Source organism: Collinsella sp. TM10-22 (genome assembly GCF_003466125.1).
In the GTDB taxonomy this organism is placed as follows: Bacteria; Actinomycetota; Coriobacteriia; order Coriobacteriales; family Coriobacteriaceae; genus Collinsella.
Window position 1 is genome coordinate 41,951 of the sequence record NZ_QSOC01000002.1, and the last position, 21,159, is coordinate 63,109.

The 21,159-nt window shown below is 62.5% G+C and carries 18 protein-coding genes and 1 tRNA gene; 6 read left to right on the plus strand and 13 right to left on the minus strand.

From position 1 onward, the window contains the following. Positions 1-6 precede the first annotated feature (6 nt). Together DXD94_RS02200 and DXD94_RS02205 are read left to right on the plus strand one after the other, a co-directional pair. Positions 7-504 carry a helix-turn-helix domain-containing protein gene (locus tag DXD94_RS02200; protein WP_117763099.1) on the plus strand — a complete coding sequence of 166 codons (498 nt, stop codon included), beginning with the start codon at positions 7-9 and terminating at the stop codon, positions 502-504. Between the two features lie 20 nt (positions 505-524). Beyond that, positions 525-1,376, plus strand: coding sequence for an IS3 family transposase (locus tag DXD94_RS02205; RefSeq protein WP_199568341.1), 852 nt, complete (start codon positions 525-527; stop codon positions 1,374-1,376). Positions 1,377-1,454: 78 nt separating this feature from the next. Here DXD94_RS02205 and DXD94_RS02210 read toward each other — a convergent pair whose 3' ends face one another. Next, positions 1,455-2,213: a transposase gene (locus tag DXD94_RS02210; protein WP_158564775.1), complete on the minus strand. Its 759-nt coding sequence runs from the start codon at positions 2,211-2,213 to the stop codon at positions 1,455-1,457. A gap of 216 nt (positions 2,214-2,429) precedes the next feature. Further along, positions 2,430-3,716: a glutamate-5-semialdehyde dehydrogenase gene (locus DXD94_RS02215; RefSeq protein ID WP_117763101.1), complete on the minus strand. Its 1,287-nt coding sequence runs from the start codon at positions 3,714-3,716 to the stop codon at positions 2,430-2,432. Positions 3,717-3,829: 113 nt separating this feature from the next. Between DXD94_RS02215 and DXD94_RS02220 the strand changes: the two genes are divergently transcribed. After that, positions 3,830-5,248: an alpha/beta fold hydrolase gene (locus tag DXD94_RS02220; RefSeq protein WP_117763102.1), complete on the plus strand. Its 1,419-nt coding sequence runs from the start codon at positions 3,830-3,832 to the stop codon at positions 5,246-5,248. A gap of 99 nt (positions 5,249-5,347) precedes the next feature. Here the strand turns inward: DXD94_RS02220 and proB are convergent, their stop codons facing one another. The 5 genes from proB to DXD94_RS02245 form a co-directional block, all read right to left on the minus strand. Then, complete coding sequence (gene proB, locus DXD94_RS02225; protein WP_117763103.1) at positions 5,348-6,475, minus strand: glutamate 5-kinase; 1,128 nt, start codon at positions 6,473-6,475, stop codon at positions 5,348-5,350. An 80-nt stretch (positions 6,476-6,555) separates the two neighbouring features. Continuing rightward, entirely contained in the window at positions 6,556-8,061 is a 1,506-nt protein-coding gene (locus DXD94_RS02230) for a nicotinate phosphoribosyltransferase (RefSeq protein WP_117763104.1), read from the minus strand. Positions 8,062-8,145: 84 nt separating this feature from the next. Further along, the gene (locus DXD94_RS02235) at positions 8,146-8,604 is read right to left on the minus strand and encodes a hypothetical protein (RefSeq protein ID WP_117763105.1); all 459 of its coding nucleotides are present in this window, start codon (positions 8,602-8,604) and stop codon (positions 8,146-8,148) included. Between the two features lie 64 nt (positions 8,605-8,668). Further along, positions 8,669-8,741 (minus strand) — tRNA-Ala (locus DXD94_RS02240). Positions 8,742-8,892: 151 nt separating this feature from the next. Continuing rightward, on the minus strand, positions 8,893-9,831 hold the full coding sequence (locus tag DXD94_RS02245; protein WP_117763106.1) for a radical SAM protein: 939 nt from the start codon (positions 9,829-9,831) through the stop codon (positions 8,893-8,895). A gap of 534 nt (positions 9,832-10,365) precedes the next feature. Here DXD94_RS02245 and DXD94_RS02250 point away from each other — a divergent pair. Together DXD94_RS02250 and trpS are read left to right on the plus strand one after the other, a co-directional pair. After that, positions 10,366-11,565: an MraY family glycosyltransferase gene (locus DXD94_RS02250; protein ID WP_117743957.1), complete on the plus strand. Its 1,200-nt coding sequence runs from the start codon at positions 10,366-10,368 to the stop codon at positions 11,563-11,565. 156 nt (positions 11,566-11,721) lie between these two features. Next, positions 11,722-12,771: a tryptophan--tRNA ligase gene (trpS, locus tag DXD94_RS02255; RefSeq protein ID WP_117763107.1), complete on the plus strand. Its 1,050-nt coding sequence runs from the start codon at positions 11,722-11,724 to the stop codon at positions 12,769-12,771. 346 nt (positions 12,772-13,117) lie between these two features. On the opposite strand, the gene DXD94_RS02260 is transcribed toward trpS, so the two are convergent. From DXD94_RS02260 to pckA, 5 genes are all read right to left on the minus strand, one after another. Next, a complete protein-coding gene (locus tag DXD94_RS02260; RefSeq protein WP_117735598.1) occupies positions 13,118-13,438 on the minus strand; it encodes an MGMT family protein in 321 nt (106 codons plus the stop codon). Positions 13,439-13,518: 80 nt separating this feature from the next. After that, positions 13,519-14,373, minus strand: coding sequence for a DegV family protein (locus DXD94_RS02265; RefSeq protein WP_117763108.1), 855 nt, complete (start codon positions 14,371-14,373; stop codon positions 13,519-13,521). 119 nt (positions 14,374-14,492) lie between these two features. Beyond that, entirely contained in the window at positions 14,493-14,942 is a 450-nt protein-coding gene (locus tag DXD94_RS02270; RefSeq protein WP_117763109.1) for a MarR family winged helix-turn-helix transcriptional regulator, read from the minus strand. Between the two features lie 173 nt (positions 14,943-15,115). Next, on the minus strand, positions 15,116-15,835 hold the full coding sequence (locus DXD94_RS02275; RefSeq protein ID WP_117735595.1) for a B3/4 domain-containing protein: 720 nt from the start codon (positions 15,833-15,835) through the stop codon (positions 15,116-15,118). Positions 15,836-16,062: 227 nt separating this feature from the next. Continuing rightward, the gene (pckA, locus tag DXD94_RS02280) at positions 16,063-17,733 is read right to left on the minus strand and encodes a phosphoenolpyruvate carboxykinase (ATP) (RefSeq protein WP_199568345.1); all 1,671 of its coding nucleotides are present in this window, start codon (positions 17,731-17,733) and stop codon (positions 16,063-16,065) included. 378 nt (positions 17,734-18,111) lie between these two features. On the opposite strand from pckA, the gene DXD94_RS02285 reads away from it, so the two are divergent. After that, the gene (locus DXD94_RS02285; protein WP_233540297.1) at positions 18,112-19,224 is read left to right on the plus strand and encodes an IS110 family transposase; all 1,113 of its coding nucleotides are present in this window, start codon (positions 18,112-18,114) and stop codon (positions 19,222-19,224) included. 342 nt (positions 19,225-19,566) lie between these two features. Here DXD94_RS02285 and DXD94_RS02290 read toward each other — a convergent pair whose 3' ends face one another. Continuing rightward, positions 19,567-21,138, minus strand: coding sequence for an L-lactate permease (locus DXD94_RS02290; RefSeq protein ID WP_117763111.1), 1,572 nt, complete (start codon positions 21,136-21,138; stop codon positions 19,567-19,569). Positions 21,139-21,159: the final 21 nt, after the last annotated feature.

The window sequence follows — 21,159 nt, forward strand, 5'->3', positions numbered from 1 at the left end:
TTTTCCATGAGTATAGACCTCAGGGTGAAGCACGACCTGGAGTCCAGGAGGCGGGCCGTCGAGCTCTTCGACGCCGGCGTCGGCTGCAAGCCGGCGGCCGAGGCCCTGTCCGTCCCCCGCGAGACCGTGAGAGAATGGCAGAGGGTATACCGGGCGTTCGGAAGCGAGGCGCTGCTGTCCATGGGCGGGAAACAATCCAGGTACACATTCGAGCAGAGGGTCGCCGCGGCGTCGGCCGTGGTCGACGGCGGGATGGCGAAGACCGACGCCATGGCCGAGTTCGGGATCAGGTCGAAGTCCCCGCTGGAGCGCTGGTGCAGGCTCTACCGCGAGGGCGGCGCCGAGGCGCTGCGGCCCGGACCGAAGGGCAGGCCGAGGGGGTCGAGGTCGAAACCCCGCACCCGCACCCGCGAGCAGGAGCTCGAGGAGCGCTGCCGCAGGCTCGAGGCCGAGGTCGCCTACCTAAAAAAATTGCGCGCCCTGGTCGAGCGGGACGGGCTCTGACCGGGGCGGCGGCCGAGGCGGTGAGGGCGCTGAGGGCGGAGGGGCACTCCCTGCGCCACCTGCTGGAGTGCTCGGGGCTCAGGAGGTCGACCTACTACTACGCGCTGGCGCACCCGCGGAGGCCGACCAGGCCCGAGCTGCGCGACGCCGCGGCCGAGATATTCTCGCGCACCGCCAACGGCTGCGGGCACCGGCAGATAGCCATGTGCCTGCGCGCCGAGCTGGGCGCGGTCGTGGCCGACAAGACCGTGCTCAAGATGATGCGCGAGATGGGCATCCGGTGCGGGATACGCCGCCGGGGCTCCCGCCGCCGGTACAGCTCCTACAGGGGGCTCGTGGGGAGCACGTTCGAGAACGTCATCGCGAGGGACTTCGGCGCCGAGGGGCCATGGCAGAAGCTCGGCACCGACGTCACCGAGTTCAAGGTCGCCGGCGCCAAGGCCTACTGGGCCCCGGTGCTCGACTTCTGCACGAAGGAGATCGTGGCGAGCGACATATCGACCTCGCCGGACCTCGCCCAGCAGCACAGGATGCTCGACCGGCTCCTCGAGGCCCTGCCCGACGGGGCGGCACCGACCATGCACTCGGACATGGGTTGGCAGTACCAGCACGAGTCCTACACCTCCAGGCTGGAGGGGGCGGGCATCACCCAGAGCATGTCGCGCAAGGGGAACTGCGTCGACAACGCCGCCACCGAGCAGCTCTTCGGCCACGTGAAGGACGAGTTCTACCGCGGCAGGGAGTGGGGCAGCTTCGAGGACTTCAAGCGCGACCTGGAGGGGTACATAGTCCATTGGAACACGCGGCGCAGGCAGGTAAGATTGAAGGGCCTGACGCCGGAGGAGTTCCGGAACCGGGCCCTTGCGGCGTAGTCGCTATTTATTCAGTCCAAGTTTCGGGGTGCAGTTCACAGGCACCTTTGTGGTGGTTTTTGTTTGCATCAGAACGAGCTAACCTGCCTTGCGAACCGACCACTCCCCTACACCCGTCAGGCGCTGAATCTGACGGATCGAAAGGCCGGCGCTCCGCATCGCAGCCAAAATCTCATTTCGTTTGGCCTTATCGAGGGCTTTAACATCGGAAAGCTCACTCAGCCCAAACGAGCGAATCAGCGATATTCCCACATCTAAAGCTTCATCTTCATCGATGCGCCCACCCGCTGACGGACGAACAACCACGACATCGGATGCGTCCATAAAGGCCCGATAGTCGCAAGCGCGCGGAAACGCAAGGCGAACAAACGCCAAATCGACCGTCGCAATAGCTGGGTCGCGTTCAGCATAATCCAGATGGCTGCTCCATCGATACTCGCCATACGGACAAATACCGGCTTTTTGCGGATTGAAATGCACGTATCGAATAGCATCGAGAAGATGTTCCTCGCTCGAAATGGGAGTGCTCGAAAATCTATCCTGAAAAACGTGGCCGACATGCCCATGCCGGCGGTTATACCATGTTGCGTAGCAAGACATGACAAGGTGCATGGACTCACTTACGTTATCATCGGGATCGCTCGCGACAAGATGCACGTGATTGCCCATCAGGCACCAAGCAATAAGTTTGACGTTGAACCTCGATAACGACGACCGGACAAGCGACAACAGCCGCCTCCTGTCTGCATCATCCTCAAATAGAAGCTGCTTGCCGTTGCCCCTCATCGTAATGTGATATAGGCCAATCTGCGATTTCTGCCGAGGTTTTCTTGACATGGGCATCTCCTTGCTCTCATGTCAAAAATAACCCCGCGACGCACGCAAAGCGGCGAGAATCTATTCACCGATTATGCCGCCCACCTGCCGAAATGCCATCTATTGCTTAACGAAAATATGCTTAGATACACTTGAGCAACGAACGAATGCGCGAGGAAGCAAAAACCACCACAAAGGCGCCTGTCCCCTTCGTGGTGGTTTTTGCTTACGAGAGGTTTAGGGGCGGACCTGGCCGGTGCCGCGGAGCTTGTATTTGTAGGTGGTGAGGGCCTCGGCGGCAAAGGGGCCGCGGGCGTGGAGCTTTTGGGTCGAGATGCCGATCTCGGCGCCCAGTCCAAACTCGCCGCCGTCGGTGAAGCGCGTACTGGCATTGGCATACACGGCCGAGGCATCGATCTCATCCAAAAAGCGCTCGCAAGCGTCCGCGTCCTCGGCGATGATGGCCTCGGAATGCATGGTGCCGTAGCGGTTGATGTGCGCGATGGCCTCATCCTCGTCCGCCACGACCTTCACGCTCATCTCGAGCGCCAGATACTCGTGGCCCCAATCCTCCTCGGTCGCGGCCACGTAGTCGTCGCCCTCGGCAAGACCGGCGTCGGCGCATGCGGCGCACGTGGCCTCGTCGCCGTGAATGAGCACGCCGTGGTCGTGCAGCACAGCCACAGCCGCGGGCAAAAACGTGTCTGCCATGGCGCGGTCGACCAGCAGCGACTCGGCGGCATTGCACACGCCCACGCGCTGCGTCTTAGCGTTGACGATAATGTTGAGCGCCTTATCAAAGTCGGCGGATTCATGCACGTAGATGTGACAGTTACCCGTGCCCGTCTCGATCACCGGTACGAGCGACTCGCGTACACAACGCTGAATCAGGCCCGCACCGCCACGCGGAATGAGCACATCGACGATGCCGCGGAGCTTCATGAGCTCGCCGGTGGCCTCGCGGTCGGTAGACTCGATCATCGACACTGCCTCGCGCGGGAAACCCTGGGCCTCAAGCGCATCGGCCAGCAGCTCGGCAATCATGGCGCACGAGTGATACGCCAGCGAACCGCCGCGCAGGATGCAGGCGTTGCCGGTGCGGATGCAGATGCCCGCGGCGTCGGCCGTCACGTTGGGACGTGCCTCGTAGACCATGGCAACCAGACCCAGCGGCACAGTCACACGCGTAAGGTCCACACCACTTGCAAGCACGCGATGGTCGAGCACGCGGCCCACGGGATCGGGCAGCTCAGCGAGCTTCTCCAGGCCGGCGGCCATGCCATCAACGCGCTCGGGCGTCAACAGCAGGCGGTCGAGCAGTCCGGCCGAGGTGCCCGCATCGCGCGCGGAAGACATATCGAGCTCGTTGGCGGCAATGACGCAATCGACACCGTCGCGCAGCGCCGCGGCCATGGCGCGCACGGCCTCCTGGCGCTGGGCATCGCTCGCCGTGGCAAGCGCGGCTGAAGCGGCCTTGGTCTCGACGGCAAGATCGTGGACATACGTGGCTATATCGACCGACATGGGCGGCCCTTTCTCTTAGATGTTTGCCAACCATGGTAGCCGATTTATGCGCATCCTCGCCGACGGCGGTAGAATTGGTCAACCCGAAACACCGCAACGAATGGAAGCATTACATGGCGCTCATCACTTCGTACCACGTCCCCGGCCTGTATGTCGAGGACCACAGCATCGATGTCCCTCTCGACTGGCGCGGCCTTGAGCCAATGCTTTTGGCCGTCGGCAGCACTATGCGCCGCGGCGCCATGCCGGCGCCCATCGCCGGCGCGCCCGAGAGCATCAAGCTTTTCTACCGCGTGGTTTGCGCACCCGACCGCATCAACGACGATCTGCCGCTGCTCCTGTTTTTGCAGGGCGGCCCCGGCGGCGAGAGCCCGCGTCCGCTGTCGCCCACCAGCGACGGCTGGATCGAGGAGGCCGTCAAGCATTTCCGTGTCGTGCTGCCCGACCAGCGCGGCACCGGACGCAGCAGCTGTGTTGACGGACGCACGATCGCAGCCCTGGGCGAGCGCGCGGAGGCAACCGGCGCCGATGCGGCCCGCTCGCAGGCAGACTATCTCAAGCGTCACCTCGCCAGCTCCATCGTGCGCGATTTTGAGTACCTGCGTCTGGTGGGCTTTGGCGGCAAGCCCTGGGTCACGATCGGCCAGAGCTACGGCGGATTTTTGACGCTGAGTTATTTGTCCCTCTTCCCGGAGGGCGTGACGGCAAGCTTTACCTGCGGCGGCATTCCGCACGTGCCGGCGAGCGCCAGCGAGGTCTACGCGCACACTTTCCCGCGCATGGCGGCCAAGACCCAGCAGTATTACGACCGCTACCCCGCCGATGTCGAGCGCGTGGCGGCGCTGGCCGATGCGATCGAGGTGCAAAAACCCGCACTGCCCGACGGTTCGCCGATGACGGTCGAGCGCCTGCAGCTCATGGGCAGCGACTTTGGCATGAAGCCGAGCTTTGAGCGCATGCACTGGATTATCGACCACGCGTTTGTTGATGGTGACGGCACGCTGAGCTGCGGCGCCTCGGTATCCGACAGCTTTTTGATGCGCGCTTTCGAGCGCACCAATACGCGCACGAACCCGCTGTACTGGACACTGCAGGAGTTCATCTACGCCGACGGCGACACCATGCCCATTCGCTGGGCCGCAGCAGAAGAGAAAGCCCATCGTGCCGAGTTCGACACCCTCGCACGCCCGCTCATGTTTACCGGCGAGGCCATGTTCCCGTGGATGTTTGAGCAGATGCCCGAACTTAAGCCCTTCAAGCCGGCGATGGACCTGCTGATGGAGGACACCAGCTGGGACAAGATCTACGACCCGCAGCGCCTGGCCCGTAACGAGGTACCGCTCCAGGCCGCGGTATACTTCGATGACATGTACGTGGACTCGGGCATGCAGCTCGACACGCTCAGCCGCGTGGGCAACTCGCACGCCTGGGTGACCAACGAGTTCGAGCACGACGGCCTGCACGGCAGCGTGGTATTCAAGCACCTCTTCGACGAAGCCCTCAACCGCGGAGACCTGCGTCGAATCTTCTAGCAAAGGAGCGTCCCAAAGTGCCGGCACAAAAGGAACGTCCCCAAGTGCCGGCACGAAAAAGACAGCGCTGCGGGAAACGATCCACAGCACTGTCTTTCTTTATGCAAATACGATCAAGTTATCCCTGTGTATCGCCGGCTTCTCGGCCAGGTCTGCCAGCAGGCGGTTGCTAGCGATCTGGTCCTGGCGGCGACCGGCAGCAAGCTCCAGCACGTTCGAATCGGCCTCGGCGATACCGCGAGCGACGACCATACCGCTCGGATCGCACACATCGAGCACATCGCCCTCGGCAAACTGGCCATCGACCTCGCGAATACCCACCGCAAGCAGGGAAGAGCCACGGCTGACCAGCGCCTTCGCGGCGCCGTCATCGACCGTCACCGAGCCGTGCGCCTTGTCACCCAGCGCGATCCACAGCTTGCGGGGCGCAATATCCAGGCGCTCCGCCGGCGGGTCGAACAGCGTACCCACGCTCTCGCCGCGGGCGAGGCGCACGAGCGCATTGGACTCCTCGCCCGAGCAGATCACGCTCTGAATGCCCGCCGTCATCAGAATGCGGCTCGCGCGAATCTTGGTGATCATGCCGCCCGTGCCCACCGATGTGGAAGAATCGCCCGCCGAGGCGATAATCTTGGCATCGATCTTATGCACGACCGGGACAAACTCGGCCGTCGGGTCCTCATGCGGATTGGCGGTGTAGAGGCCGTCGATGTCGGACAGCGTCACGCACAGATCGGCAGAAACCAGGCAGCTCACAAGCGCCGCCAGCGTGTCATTGTCGCCAAACTTGATCTCATCGACGGTGACGGTATCGTTCTCGTTGACGACCGGCACCACGCCAAGCTCCACTAGGCGCAGCAGGGCATCGCGCGCGTGCAGGTAGGACGTACGGCGCGCCGTGTCGTGGCGCGTGAGCAGCACGAGCGAGGTGAGCAGGTCGCGCGCATGAAACTCCTCGTCGTAGGCCGACGAGATGATGCACTGGCCGGCCGAAGCGCATGCCTGCAGGCTCGGCAGATCACCGACCGGCTTGCGGTCGAAACCCAGCACAGGATAGCCACAGGCAATGGCGCCGGAGCTCACCACGACCAAGCGCCAGCCGAGCTTGCGCAGCGCTGCGGCCTGATCGGCCAGGCCACCGATAAACGCGCGGTTGACCTTGCCATCGGCACCCACCACCGTGGACGAGCCGATCTTTACCACCATCGTTTTATAAGAAGTCGTCATACGTCAAACCAATCGAATGTCGAGCGTTCGGGCGAACGGGCGAGCGAGAAAATGATCCGCTTTCCTCCGTCCCCTTCGGATCATTTTGCCCAGGGGAAGGCCGATGCCGCGGCCATGTTCTTGCGCACGAGCTCGTCGCGCACCCGGGCCAGGCCCTGCTCCATGCCCACCACATAGGTCTGCGGGTACAGGAAGCGCTTGAAAGCGGCGTCCAAATGGTCAAGCGCCCAAGCACAGCGCTCGCGCGCGTCCTGGATGCTCTCACGCGGAGCCACCGCACTGCCATCGCGCACGATCGGCACCAGCAGTTCGCGATACTCAAGTTCGGACACGTCGGTCACCAGGGCGGCATCGTTCACGGCCACGAGGGTATTGCCGCGCGCGGCGCCCTCCCCTGCCAGATGGTCCTCGTCATAAATCATGTCGCAGACCGGGCCACCAAAGCCGTCGTAATAACGGCGCACGCGTTGCACACCCGGGATCGTGCGCTTGTAGGGCTGCTCGGAGAGCTTGACCACCGGCGTCCACGGATTTGCCTCGCTCGCACGGCGGGCGGAAAGCTTGTACACGCCACCCAGCGCCGGCTGGTCATAGCAGGTCGCAAGCTTGGTACCCACGCCAAAGCTGTCGATGGGCGCGCCCTGGTCGAGCAGCGACTGAATCGTGTACTCATCCAGATCGTTAGAAACCGAGATCCCCACATAGGGCAGGCCCTCGGCATCAAAACGGCCGCGAACATACTTGGAGAGCTTGGCAAGGTCACCCGAATCAATGCGAATAGCCGACAGGCGCTCGCCCACCGCCTCCATCTCCTTGGCAACCGTAATGGCATGCTCGCAGCCCTCGCGCACGTCATAGGTGTCGATAAGCAGCGTACAGTTCTTGGGGCTCGACTTGGCAAAGGCACGGAAGGCCTCGAGCTCGGAATCGAAGCTCATCACCCAGCTGTGCGCATGCGTGCCAAAGACGGGAATACCGTAGCGGCGGCCGGCGAGCACATTGGACGTAGAGGAGCAGCCGGCAACGTAGCTCGCGCGCGCGACGCCAAGGCCGCCATCGGGACCCTGAGCGCGGCGCAGGCCAAACTCGGCAACGGGACGGCCGTCCGCCGCCAGCACCACGCGTGCCGTCTTGGTGGCGACAAGCGTCTGGAAGCCGACGATGTTGAGCAGCGCCGTCTCGAGCAGCTGGCACTCCAGCGCGGGGCCAGTGACGCGCACCATGGGCTCGCGCGGAAAGACGAGCTCGCCCTCGGGCACGGCGTCGATGTTTACATGTGCACGAAAATCGCGCAGGTAGTCGAGGAATCCAGGCTTGAACATCGCGCCGCCGGCAGGGGCCTGGAGCGAGGCGAGGTAGTCGATGTCCTCGGGCGTAAAGCGCAGATTCTCGACCAGCTCGGGCAGTTCGGCGGTGCCGCACATGACGGCATAGGCGCTGCCAAAGGGATGATCGCGGTAAAACGCGGTAAAACAACCCTGCTCATTGGCCTTGCCGCTCTCCCACAGGCCCTGGGCCATAGTGAGTTCGTACAGATCGGTGAGCATTGCGATGTCGGTGGGATGAGAGATATCGGTCAAAGCCATGGGGCGACCTTTCGGATGTGTGGTGCAGAATTTGAGGGTTGGACGAGAGCAGAGCATGCGGACATGACGCCCGATGCAAATCGGTTAGAGCAGGCCCATGCTGGTCAGGATCGTGTAGCCCATAAAGATGACAAACGCGATGAGGGCAAGGACAATGATGATTTTTTGAGCCGGCGCCATGCCAGGGATCTCGTTCTCGCCCGTAGGTTCCTTGGAGGTAACCATGCGCTGGGCAAAGGTCATCTCGTCACGGCTCGGCTTGGGCTCGACGGACTTGGAACGAACGACCTTATTAGGCTGAGGTTTGGGCGCGGCAGGTGCAGGCTTCGCAGCAGCGGGCTTGAGTGCGGGCGCGGGCGCCGGCGCGGATGCGGCGCTCGCGGCGACCTCCTCGGCCTTCGCACGCTCGGCACGCAGGGCGGCCAGCTCCTCACGCTCGCGGCGTGCCTCTTCCTGGGCCTCGCGACGAGCCTTCTCGGCGCGGAGCTCTTCCAACTCGGCGCGCTCCTCGGAAGACAGTGGTTGGGACTCAAGCTCGGCCATGGTGCAGCCCTTTCTTTCAAAAAAAGCCGCCGACACAATGTCGACGGCTTATCAAATCCAAGGGTGGAGACGAAGGGAGTCGAACCCTCGGCCTCTGCCATGCGACGGCAGCGCTCTCCCAACTGAGCTACGTCCCCAGGACAAGTCGATATTTTACCTACGGCTCGCCAACTGTCAACGCCCAATAACCAGTCTTTTTGGGACGGGGCTTTTTTGACTACTTTTCGAGCGAGCGAACCAACCGATGATTTTTTAATCCCCGTCCCAGAAAAATCATCGGCAAACGCGCTACTTTGCGCTGGTAAGAACACCGGTGGTGTCAAACGCTGGGGTGAAGCTCTCGTCTACCGCTCCGCCCTCTTGCCAAAACATCGTCGTAAAGCCCAGGTCGTCGGCATGGTCGAGCACTTGCTCATACTCCTCGCGCGTTACGGCGCGCGCCAGATCGCCGCCTTGTTCACGCATGAGGGCATTGGGCGTGTACTGGTTCATGACCGAGATCGGCACATCGCCCACCGTCTGCCACACCAGGTCTAGCACGCGGCACGAGTCATCCGCATGCCCCGGCAGCACCAGGTGGCGCACGATGATGCCGCGCTTCATGAGCCCGTCCTCGTCCACCAGCTCTCCCCCGCGGCGCTCGACCTCGCGCGCCATCTGTGCCAGGCCCGACACGGCCACGCGCGGATAGTCCTTGATATGAGAAAGCGACTGCGCAAGCCCGGCATCGGCATATTTAAAGTCGGTGAGCCACACATCGACCAGGTCGCCCAGCGCCGCCACGGCACTCGCGCGCTCGTAACCGCTCGTGTTGTAGACGATTGGGATGACCAGCCCGCGCGTCCGTGCCGCGGCAATCGCGGCAGGCAACAGGTGCGCATAGTGCGTCGCCGTCACCAAATTGATGTTGTTGGCACCCTGGTCCTGCAGTTCCAGCATAATCTCGACCAGGCGCTCAGGCGAAATCTCAAGGCCAAAATTGCCGGTCGAGATCTCGTGGTTCTGGCAGTAGACGCATTTGAGCGAGCAGCCACTAAAGAAAATCGTGCCCGAGCCGGCCTCGCCCGAAATGGGCGGCTCCTCCCACATATGAAGTGCGGCGCGGGCCACCTTAAGCGTGTCGTTAGCACCGCATACGCCGCGCGCGCCCTCATCGCGCGCCGCACCGCAACGGCGCGGACACAAATGGCAGGCGGGCGAAAAAAGTTCGGTCAACGACGTCGGCATAAAAACATGCTCCAAAACAACGATTCAGCAGCTCAAACGTAAAGGGCCAGGCCGCGTAGACGGCTCCGTCCCTAAGGCGCCGTAATCGTCCGACACGATTTTTGTAATGTCAAGACTGGAATCCACAAAGTGCCGCTTTATGATGTAGGTATTCCGCCCCCCGCGGAGCAACTGGGTGAACCGTCGCGTTTATTTAGGGAGCCCACACAGTCGTACCTAGTACAGGTATCCTTCGTTGTTAAGGACGCTGGAACAGTCGATGAGGGCACCCACCTGTTTTAGGTGGGTTCATTTTCGTAACGTGGGGGGTGGTTTTCTTTTGCCGATTTTTCTGAATACCGCCACTGCAGGCCCCACATGGACGCTCAGTGGCATCCAGCAGAATCCCCACCAACATCCCAATATCTGGTAAGCGCGTGATAATCGCACGGTGCAAACCTCCGCACCCCCTCGGTCGAGTATCATGGGTCAGCTACGCCTTTTTGCGCAGCAACCTTTGACCTTTTCCTTCGACGCTTGGCGGTTTTTAGATTCATGGCTTTATCCCCGAGCTACATACCGTATCTATGCGTGGCAGCGGCGGCCTTTATCACGACCTTCCTCACGGTGCCCCTGGTCAAGCGCTTGGCAATTAAGCTCGACGCCGTCGACTATCCTTCTAAGCGCCGCATCAACACCAAGCCCATCCCGCGTTTGGGCGGAACGGCGGTGTTTTTGGGCCTGGTCGTTGCCTGCATTGTGCAAATCCTAGGCACCTGGCACCTAGGCTGGCCGCCCGTCCTGGTACCGCACCCACGCCTTCACATTAGCTATCCCATGCTGGCGCTCTCCTTTACCGTCATCTTTGCGACCGGCGCTATCGACGACGTCTATCAGCTCAAGCCCAAACAAAAACTGGCCGGTCAGGTACTCGCCGCGCTCATCGCCTGTATCGGCGGCTTGCGGATCGTCGTCATCGTCAACCCGTTTGCCCCCGGCGAAATCATGCTCGGATGGCTCGCCTACCCCATCACCGTGATCTATCTGGTGGCATTCACCAACATCATTAACCTCATCGACGGCCTCGACGGCTTGGCCACGGGCATCTGCGGCATCGCATCGTTCACCATGTTTTCGATGGCCGTTCTCTCGGGGCGCATCGACGCCGCAGCGCTCTCCATTGCGCTCTTTGGCGCCTGCCTGGCCTTTTTGCGCTACAACTTCAACCCCGCAAGCATCTTCTTGGGCGACTCGGGGTCGCTGCTTCTGGGCTTTGCGCTGGGCTCCATCTCGCTGCTCAACGTGAGCCGCACCGCCGCGCTCACCTCGCTTATCATCCCGCTCATCGTTGCCGGCGTGCCCATCATCGACACGTTTAGCGCCATCGTGCGCCGCAAGCGCGCCCACATTAGCATCGGGCAGGCCGACAAGGGCCACATCCACCATCGCCTGATTCAGGAGGGCTACAACCAAAAGCAGGCCGTACTGCTCATCTATGCCTGGTGCATCATGCTTTCGGCCGGCGCCGCCGCCATTAATCAGGTCGAGGTCCCCATGCGCGTGCTCATCTTTACCGTGCTCGCCATTGGCTCGGCAGCCTTCGCCAAGCACCTGCACCTGTTTGAGCCCGTGCTGCGCCACCATTACAACAAGCGCACGCACGAGGACGAGCTGGTAACCCCCGACGACCCCGCCTTTAAGCAGGAGGAGCAGGCGGCGGAAGAGCGTAAGGAAGAGCGGCACCACAGGCGCTAGGGTTTGCTGGCGAGGATGGGCTAGGCGTTGGCAGCCGTTCGCGCGGACGGCGTGACGGACATGAAAGCCGGCTCCCGACAGTCCCTCACCCACTCACGCCCACCCCTCAATAAACACGCTATCATCAAGACCTGCGAACGAACGTTAGGAGCAATCATGCCAAACGAGAACAGCTACGAAGTCGCGCTGCAAAAGAGCAACGCCATTCGCGAGGGCCTGGCCAAGACGCCCGAGAAGTTCACCATGCTCACCGGCGACCGCCCCACCGGCCGTCTGCACCTGGGCCACTACTTCGGTACCCTCAAGGGCCGTGTTGAGCTGCAGAACATGGGCGCCAAGACCAACGTGCTCATCGCCGACTACCAGGTCATCACCGACCGCGACACCACCGAGCACATCCAGGACAACGTGTACAACATGGTCATGGACTACCTTGCCTGCGGCATCGACCCCGACAAGACCATGATCTACGCGCACTCCGCCGTGCCCGCCGCCAACCAGCTCATGCTGCCGTTCCTGTCGCTGGTCTCCGAGGCAGAGCTGGCGCGCAACCCAACGGTTAAGGCCGAGATGGAGGCCAGCGGCCATGAGCTCACCGGCCTTTTGCTCACCTACCCGGTGCATCAGGCCTGCGACATCCTGTTCTGCAAGGGCAACGTCGTGCCCGTCGGCCGCGACCAGCTGCCGCACATCGAGCTCACCCGCACCATCGCCCGCCGCTTTAACAACCGCTACGGCAAGGTGTTCCCCGAGGTCGACGCGCTGCTGTCCGACACGCCGCTGCTGCCCGGCTTGGACGGTCGAAAGATGAGCAAGAGCTACGGCAACGCCATCAACATCTCCATGACCGCCGAGGAGACGGCCAAGCGCATCAAGAAGAGCCAGACCGACTCCGAGCGCATGATCACGTTTGACCCCGAGAACCGCCCCGGCGTGTCCGGTCTGCTTTCGACAGCCGCCATCTGCACCGGTCGTTCCGAGGTTGAGATCGCCGAAGAGATTGGCATGGGCGGCTCCGGTCAGCTTAAGAAGTACGTGACCGAGGCGGTCAACGAGTACTTCGCGCCGATCCGCGAGCGTCGCCAGCGCTATGAGAACGACCTGGACTATGTGAAGGACGTGCTGCACGAGGGCAACCGTCGTGCCAACGAGATTGCCGAGCAGACCCTGGCCGAGGTTCAGGACGCCATGGGTATGGTGTACTAGAGACAAGCTCTGCGGCGCTGCCGCCGGGATTTGGACACATACAGACGGTGAGGCTAAATCCTCCCCTAACAGGAACGGGCCCGCTGGCAGTCAGTTGCCAGCGGGCCCGTTCCCGAAGTACACCGTTGAATCGCACAGAGGGGAGGAATGCGAATCAAACTCAACAGGGCAGGCTTTTTCATCGCCTATGGCCTGCTCCGTTGCTGAATACAATATAGTTCACCATGGTTTACTTTGTAGTGTCAATATGCTCCGCCACGCCTTCTCCATAAGTTAGCTCAGGTAAACTAAAACCACCACAAAGGGGACCGGCACCTTTGTGGTGGTTTTAGCCACGGCAGAACCGTTAGAGTCCGGCAGGCCAGCGACAGGCGCCCAGATCGACGTGCATGTCGTCCTTAAACGCCACACCCTCCCCTAGCAAAAGCTCACGTTGAGCATCGGGACCGCCAAAAGCAAAACCCTCGCAAATGTGCCCGTCGGCAAACACCACACGGTGACAGGGAATCTCGCCGGGGCGCGGATTGCTGTGCAGCGCATAGCCCACAAAACGCGCGCTCCGCGGACGACCGGCGAGCAGCGCCACCTGACCGTACGTGGCGACCATCCCTTCGGGGATCTGCTCGACCACCTCGTACACCCGTTCAAAAAAGCCCTCAGACGCCATTGCTCACTCCTTTCCATCCGGAAAAGCATAAACCACCACAAAGGTGCCTGTCCCCTTTGTGGTGGTTTATGGCAGGTCGGTTAGTTGGTAGGCTGGAAGAAGGCTATGGCTACGGCGCCGGGACCTACGTGGGTGCCGATGGCGGCGCCGATGGTATGGACGGGCAGCTCGCCCTCGATGTGGCCAGCCCACAGCGCCACGCTGTCCTCAATATACTTCTTGAGCACCGCATCCGAAAGTCCCGTATAGCCAAGCGCCAGGGGCATGGCGAAGTCGACGCCGCCCGCCTTTTCGACCTTCTGGTTCAGCAGGTTACGACCGTTCTTGGAGCCGCGCGCCTTGCCCAGCTGTACGATCAGACCGTCCTCTACAGCCACCACGGGCTTTACGTTGAGCAGCGTACCCACGGCGCCCGCCGCAGCAGACAGTCGACCGCCGCGCACCAGATACTCCAGCGTCTCGAGCAGGCCAATAACCACAACTCGGTCGCGCACGGCCTCGACAGCCGCCGCGATCTGAGATGCACTGCGGCCCTCGTCCACCAAGCGCAGCGCATACTCGACCAGGACGCGCTCGCCCAGGGTGACGTTGTTGCTGTCTACCACGAACACGTCGCCACCTGGCGCCTCGGCAAGTGCGGTACGGGCACTCTGATTGGTGCCCGAAAGCTTAGCGCCCACGGTAATAATCACGGCCTCGTCGCCGGCCTCACGTGCTTCGGCAATCGCCTGCGAAAAGGCATACGGGTTGACCTGGCCGGTCATGGGCAGCTCATCGCGCTCCACGAGCATCTCGTAAAAACGCTGGTGGTCGATGTCGACGCCATCCATGTACACATCGGTGCCAAAGGTGACGGACAGCGGCAAAACGGCCAGCGCCGGATGCTCGGCCGGCGACATATCGCTTGCGGAATCGGTAATAATGCGGACAGACATAGTTGATCCTTTCTTGCGCGGGCCTCGCGCAGGGAATTTCGACAGCAATGCCCCGGCACGGCGAACGCGCTCAAACGGGACTCTGCAGTTGTTTATCGGAAGCAAATGCCCCAGCGGCTCTACAGCTCGCGCAGGGTGTTGAGAATCGTGCGCAACGACGCGTACATCTGCTCGCGCTGCTCCACGCCCATGGTCTTGCCGGTGGTGTCGAGCACTTCGCGAATAATGCGATCGGCCTCGTTCATGCTCTCGCCACCCAACGTGGTCAGACGAACCGGGGCACGGTATTTAACGGCAGCATCGCCCGAATCTTCGACCTCGACGTAGCCGCCCTCCTCCAGATGCGCCAGCGTGCGCGAGACAGCGGCACGGGTCACGCCTGCCATGCGGGCGAGGTCGGCCCCAGTCAAGCCGTCCTTGCTGCGCTCCAGATAGTACAGGCACATAACATCGGAGCCCTTGAGGCCCAGCCTTGCGCCCTCAGATGCCTTAATGCGCTGGATCTCCTTGTAGAGACCGCTGATCAGTCCGACAAAGTCCTCGAAACGTGCCTCGTCGCTCTGCTGCATGGGAGACAACCGCCTTTCGCTTGCATAATGCTAACGAGTAAACATCTTAGCCGTACTCAGCGACCGGCAGCCCCACGCGCCCCATTTGTTAACCCATCAACATAAAAACCACCACAAAGGGGACAGGCACCTTTGTGGTGGTTGTGACCGTCGAGTTTGATCCGCAGGCGTCGCTACAGTTCCACGCAAGGATTGTCGCGAGTCACAAGCGTCTTGACGACAACCGTCGCTCCCAGATAGCGCTCAAGCAACTCAGCGAGGCGATCAACGGCAGCCTGGCAATCCCCCATCCGCTCGGGCTCCACGCACTCAATCGCCAGGAATGCATCGGCCGAATCGTCAGACAGCGCCGTGCGAACGCCGTCGCGCCAGTTCCAGCAGCGGCACACGGCGCCCGCATCGTCAATATAGGCGAGCTCGCCGGAAAGCGTCGGATCATCTGTCTCCTCGCCAAGCGGCAGGAACGCATCGCCGCCATCGGTCACCGCCAAGCGCAGATTGCCCTCAATCGCGTGCACATCCTCACCGCCAACAGGCAGCGCATAGGTCAGCGACACCGTGTTGTAGATATCCACCGCCGGCGTAATATGACCGACCGGTTTGCCTTTGAGCACGCGCTTAAGCAGGTTCTCAATCGAACAACGCGCGCCCTTCTTAGTCTTGAACAGACGATACGCCTCGCGCCATGCCTTGACCGGCGCATTCTCGCTGATGGTATCGCTCGTCAGGTGACGCTCCGCATCGATATTGGCGCGGTCAAGCAGCGCGGCAATCGCATCCACGTCCTCCTGGGAAATCTGCGCCGCGGGCTTCATGCCCTTTACGACCACAACGCCGATAGCCGCCTGCGGAAACAGTTCCCAAAACGAATCCTCGGCAACGAAACTCTTCATGTGCTCTCCCTTCATAGCGTGCGCCCGAGCCCGGGCGCCTAAACAAAAAGCGCCCTTACGACGGCCACCTTCAAAGTCCTACGGTGCCGCCACAAGAGCGCTTACGCTGCCCCCATCCGGAGAAGGGGGCGATATGTCAGGCGTATTGTAACCCGAGTCTTCCGCCCGAGCAAAACCACCACAAAGGTGCCTGTCCCCTTTGTGGTGGTTTTGAACTCGCGGCGATGCTAGAGACGAAATCCCAGCAGGCCGCGGCCGCGATGACGGGCCTCGGCGGGCACCTGGGCGTGCGGGCCGGCGGCCTTGACGGACTCGGGCAGGTGCGAGTACTTCTTCTCGAAGTTCTCCTCGAACATCACCGCCAGGTTGTGCGCGGCCTCGTCGTAGCGCGCGGTGCTCTGCCAGTACTGGCGCGGCACCAGGATGCCGTCGGGCACACCGTGGCACGTGGTGGGAATGTCGACGTTAAAGATATCGTCGTGCACGAACTCGCTGTCCTCGATGGTACCGTCGAGGGCGCGGGCCACCAGGGCGCGCGTGTAGGCAAGCTCGATACGATGGCCAACGCCGTAGCCGCCACCGATCCAGCCGGTATTGACCAGGTACACGCGCGTGCGGCCGTCGGCAATGCGCTCGCCGAGCATCTTGGCGTAGACCATAGGGTCGAGCGGCATAAACGGCTCGCCAAACAGCGAGGAGAACGTGGGCGTGGGCTCGGTGACGCCGACCTCGGTGCCGGGGATCTTGGCCGTAAAGCCTGTCACAAAGTGATACATGGCGGCATCGGCCGTCAGGCGCGAGATGGGCGGCAGCACGCCAAAGGCATCGCAGGTCAAATACAGCACGACGCTCGGGGTGGTGCCCATGCCCTTGGTCCACGCGTTGGGGATATGCTCAACGGGATAGGCCACGCGCGTATTGTGCGTGATCGAGACGTCATCATAGTTGGGCTTGCGGTTCTCGTCGAGCACCACGTTTTCGCAGATGGCGCCAAAGCGAACGGCGTTGAAGATCTCGGGCTCGTGGAACGCGTCCAGACCCTCGCACTTGGCGTAGCAGCCGCCCTCGATGTTGAAGATGCCCATGTCGGACCAGCCGTGCTCATCGTCACCGATCAGCAGTCGCGTGGGGTTGGCCGAAAGCGTGGTCTTGCCGGTGCCCGACAGGCCAAAGAACACCGCGGTCTCGTGCGTGACGGGATCCATGCTGGCCGAGCAGTGCATGGGCAGCACATCGTCCTCGACAGGCAGCAGGTAATTCATGACGCTGAAGATGGACTTTTTGATCTCGCCGGAATAGCCGGTGCCGGCGACCAGAATCACGCGTTCCTGGAAGTTGATGACCACGGCGGCGCTGGAGTTGAGGCCCTTGATGGCAGGATCGCACTGGTAGCCCGGCGCGGCGAGCACGCAGAAGTCCGGCTCACCGGTGCGCGCAATTTCGCGAGCGAGCGGACGGGCGAGCATTTGCTTAATGAAGAGCGCCTGGCTGGCACGCTCGCAGGCGACGAGCAGGCGACGCGTGTGGTTGCGGTCGGCGCCCGCCATGCCGCGCGTGACGAACACGTCGCGCTCGTTGAGGTAGTCGACGATACCGGCCTTGATGGCCTCGTAGCTCTCGACAGACAGCGGGCGGTTGACGGCACCCCAGGCAATCTTGTCGTGCACATCGGGCGTATCGACGATAAAGCGGTCGTTGGGCGAGCGGCCAGTACGCTCCCCCGTCTCGATCACCAGCGCGCCGTTGGACGCCATGCGGCCTTCTTCGCGGCGGATGGCGTGCTCGACGAGCTCCGCGGCGGGTAGATCGACCAGCAGACGGGGCTCGTTCTCGGCGGGATCTTCGACCAGCGTAATGCCAAAGTTGGACAGAACTTCTGCAGGGGTAACACCAGGCATGGGGCCTCCTTTAAAAACGCGGCACGTGGACGCGGCGCGCACTTTACTCACATAAAGCCCGTTGTACCCGATATGCAAAAACGTTTTTGCGGCAACCGCGAAGCACCCGCCCAACGGTCAAAAATCGCACGCAAGCGGCCTAGTCATTGGGGACGTTCTTAAACGACTAGCCATTCGGGACATTCTTGAACAGGCAACAACCAAGGAGTGTCCCCAGATGCTGGCACTTAGGGACGTTCCCAAAGTGCCGGCACAGACGATATGAGCAGGACATAAAACATTGGGAGCCCCCGGCATGAAAGTCCGCGGATCAGGCCGACAATGGTGAGTGTCTAATCCAGCCGTGGCGGCCACGCCGCATTCATGGAAGGGGCTCCCATGCTCGATACTACCACCTTCGTCGGCCTCGACGTCCACGCCCGCTCGATAAAGGCCGTCTCCCTCGACGTCATGACCGGGGAGGTGCGCTGCGCGACCTTCGGCTACGACGCCGGGGCCGTCGCGGCGTGGGTCCGGTCCGTGGACCCCAGGGCCAGGTGCGTGTACGAGTCCGGGGTCACGGGCTTCGACCTGCAGAAGAGGCTCTCCGGCCTGGGGGTCGACTGCGTGGTCGGCGCCGTCTCGAAGATGATCAAGCCCAGCGCGGACAGGCGCAGGAAGAACGACCGCAACGACGCCGAGTTCCTCGCCCGCATGCTGTCGGTCGGCAACGTGGTCGAGGTGTGGGTCCCCGACGACGAGTGCGAGGCCGCCCGCGACCTGACCAGGGCGCTCGAGGACGCGAGGGACGACCTCTCGCGCTCGAAGCAGCGGCTCTCCAAGTTCCTGCTCAGGCACGGGCTCGTCTTCGACGAGAGGACGCCCACCGGCCGCAGGAAGGGCAACTGGACCCGGGCGCACTGGTCCTGGATCGAGTCGATTAGGTTCGCGGAGGGGGCCGACGAGGAGGTGCTCGCCTACTACGTCGACGCGGTCAGGCGGGCGGCGGAGGAGAAGGCGAGGCTCGAGGGGCTCGTCGAGGCCGAGGCCCGCAAGCCCAGGTGGCGGAAGAGGGTCGACTCCCTGCGCTGCCTCAAGGGCGTCGACACCGCTTCCGCCGCCGACCTCGTGTTCGAGGCCGGCGAGTTCTCCAGGTTCAGGAACGCCCGCTCGTTCGCCGCGTGGGTCGGCCTGACGCCCTCCGAGCACTCCAGCGGGGAGAGCGACCGCAGGGGCGCGATCACCAAGGCCGGCAACAAGCACCTGAGAAAGACGCTGGTCGAGGCCGCGTGGCACTACCTGACGTGCCCCGGGCGGCCGAAGGACCTCGCCAAGGGCCAGGCCCCGGACCGGGGCGCCCGGAGGCATGCCGCCAAGGGCGTGCGGAGGCTGGTCGAGAGGCGGGAGGCGCTGCTCGCGCGCGGGGTGCACGGCAACAAGGCGAACGTGGCCACGGCGCGCGAGCTCGCCTGCTGGGTGTGGGCGGTCGGCCTCATGGCAGAGGAGGCATAGGGGGCGGTCCCCCGAACATAAGCCAGTCACCCCGGAAGCGGTTCGATCCGAAGCCGTTGAGGCGAACCTCAGGTCCCTATTCTGCGAGCGCCCAGGGCGCCACACGCGTGCACAGACTGTCGGTTCGACGTAGAAGCCTCAGCCGTAGCAACGGATTGCCCAGCGAGAGATCGCCACGGGCGGATATTAAACTGCAAAGACGAGCGTCGGTAAGACACGCCGAGGTCGCCGCGGACGGGTTGATATAGGGAGAGGGCCTGACCCCATATCGTTGGGGCCAGGCCCGATTTTGCCTCTTGACAATGTCCTGCTCATATTAAAAGGAACGTCCCCAAGTGCCAACTACAGCGGCAGGTTTTGGCCGAGCATGGCTATGGCGCTCATCAGGACCAGCATGCCGGCAGCGTAGGGCAGCACCGCGCCCAGGAGTTCAGCGTCCTTACCGCGTACATGCACGGCGGCAAGACCGATCGCGAGCGTCTGCGGCGAAATCATCTTACCGGCGGCAACGCCAAGCGCATTCAGCGCGACCATCCAGTAGTCGCTCACACCCAGCGCCGTAGCGGCCTGGCTCTGGATGGGGCCAAACAGCATGCCTGAGGACGTGCCCGAACCGGTCACGAACGCACCGACGGCGCCGATCCACGGAGCCAGAATCGGGTACAGGCCGCCGGCGACCGCAATGCAAAACGCGCTGATCGAAGAGATCATGCCCGCATAGCCCATCACCTTGGCGCAACCCAGCACTGAAAGCATGGTCACGACCGTCGGCATCATCTGCTTGACGGTCGCGGCCAGCACCTCGCCCATCAAGCGCGGCGAAGCGCCCTGAATGGCACCGCCGACAAACGCAGCCAGGAAAATCCAAACACCCGGCGTGTTGATCCACGAAAACGTAAGCGTGCCGGGGTTCTCGCCGCAATACACCTGCACGTGACTCGCAAACGGCGCGAGCGCGGCGTGCACGACGGGCACCAGGTTGGAGGTACCCAACAGCAGCACAAAAATCAGGATGAAGCACGACCAGGCAGAAAGCGCCGACTTAGCGGTGAGCTGTTCGCCGGCCTCGATATTCATGTGAAAGCGTGCATCCAGATGCCCCGACTTCTCGGCATGCATGGCAAGCGCGGCGGTCAGCGCAAGCGATACGATGGAGCCCACGACCACGGCAAGCTCGGGACCCACGAACATGGCAACAACCAGCGCCGCGCCGACAAAGGACACACCGGAAAGCAGCGCCACGCCGGCAACGCCGTGCAGACGCTCGCTTACGCTCGCAACGTTTCCTTGATCATCGGCGACACGGCCCGCGACCAATACAATGAGCAGCGGCATCACCACAAAGAACGGTGCGAGCTGCACCAGCTGAACGGTCGCCAAATGCAGCGGGTCCAGGCCCACCAGGTCGGCAACGGACACCGTGGGGATGCCGATGGAGCCGTAGGGCGTGGGCACGCCGTTGGCCAGTAGACAGATCAGCACGGCAGGCACGGCCCCAAAACCAAGGCCCGCGAGCATGCCGGCGGGAATGGCAACGGCGGTACCAAAGCCGGCCATGCCCTCCATAAAGCCGCCGAAGCACCACGCCACGAGCAGCGCCAGCAGACGACGGTCGCTGCTGATGGAGGTGATCATGCTGCCGATCACGTCCATGGCACCCGTGCGCACGCACAGGTTATACGTAAAGACGGCGGCGATAATCACGAGCACGATGGGCCACAGGGCCATCAAAAAGCCCTCGAGCGAGGCCGTGGCTATCTGCGCCGCCGGCAAATGCCACCACGCAAGGGCAAGCACGCACGAAAGGACAAACGATCCGATAGCGGCTTTCCAAGCTGGCCATTTAAAGCACAGCAGCATCACGACAAGCCAAATGATCGGCACAAGAGCCAGCAGGAATGCGGCGACGTCCATGGTTCATAGCTCCTTGCTACC

Excerpts from the sequence above, each read along its gene's own strand:
- DXD94_RS02265 (WP_117763108.1), bottom strand. The coding sequence starts at position 14,373 with ATGTCTGTCCGCATTATTACCGATTCCGCAAGCGATATGTCGCCGGCC.
- DXD94_RS02290 (WP_117763111.1), bottom strand. The coding sequence starts at position 21,138 with ATGGACGTCGCCGCATTCCTGCTGGCTCTTGTGCCGATCATTTGGCTT.
- DXD94_RS02250 (WP_117743957.1), top strand. The coding sequence starts at position 10,366 with ATGGCTTTATCCCCGAGCTACATACCGTATCTATGCGTGGCAGCGGCG.
- DXD94_RS02245 (WP_117763106.1), bottom strand. The coding sequence starts at position 9,831 with ATGCCGACGTCGTTGACCGAACTTTTTTCGCCCGCCTGCCATTTGTGT.
- trpS (WP_117763107.1), top strand. The coding sequence starts at position 11,722 with ATGCCAAACGAGAACAGCTACGAAGTCGCGCTGCAAAAGAGCAACGCC.
- DXD94_RS02285 (WP_233540297.1), top strand. The coding sequence starts at position 18,112 with ATGCTCGATACTACCACCTTCGTCGGCCTCGACGTCCACGCCCGCTCG.
- DXD94_RS02235 (WP_117763105.1), bottom strand. The coding sequence starts at position 8,604 with ATGGCCGAGCTTGAGTCCCAACCACTGTCTTCCGAGGAGCGCGCCGAG.
- DXD94_RS02210 (WP_158564775.1), bottom strand. The coding sequence starts at position 2,213 with ATGTCAAGAAAACCTCGGCAGAAATCGCAGATTGGCCTATATCACATT.
- DXD94_RS02220 (WP_117763102.1), top strand. The coding sequence starts at position 3,830 with ATGGCGCTCATCACTTCGTACCACGTCCCCGGCCTGTATGTCGAGGAC.
- DXD94_RS02270 (WP_117763109.1), bottom strand. The coding sequence starts at position 14,942 with ATGCAGCAGAGCGACGAGGCACGTTTCGAGGACTTTGTCGGACTGATC.
- DXD94_RS02200 (WP_117763099.1), top strand. The coding sequence starts at position 7 with ATGAGTATAGACCTCAGGGTGAAGCACGACCTGGAGTCCAGGAGGCGG.
- proB (WP_117763103.1), bottom strand. The coding sequence starts at position 6,475 with ATGACGACTTCTTATAAAACGATGGTGGTAAAGATCGGCTCGTCCACG.
- pckA (WP_199568345.1), bottom strand. The coding sequence starts at position 17,733 with ATGCCTGGTGTTACCCCTGCAGAAGTTCTGTCCAACTTTGGCATTACG.
- DXD94_RS02275 (WP_117735595.1), bottom strand. The coding sequence starts at position 15,835 with ATGAAGAGTTTCGTTGCCGAGGATTCGTTTTGGGAACTGTTTCCGCAG.
- DXD94_RS02260 (WP_117735598.1), bottom strand. The coding sequence starts at position 13,438 with ATGGCGTCTGAGGGCTTTTTTGAACGGGTGTACGAGGTGGTCGAGCAG.
- DXD94_RS02215 (WP_117763101.1), bottom strand. The coding sequence starts at position 3,716 with ATGTCGGTCGATATAGCCACGTATGTCCACGATCTTGCCGTCGAGACC.
- DXD94_RS02230 (WP_117763104.1), bottom strand. The coding sequence starts at position 8,061 with ATGGCTTTGACCGATATCTCTCATCCCACCGACATCGCAATGCTCACC.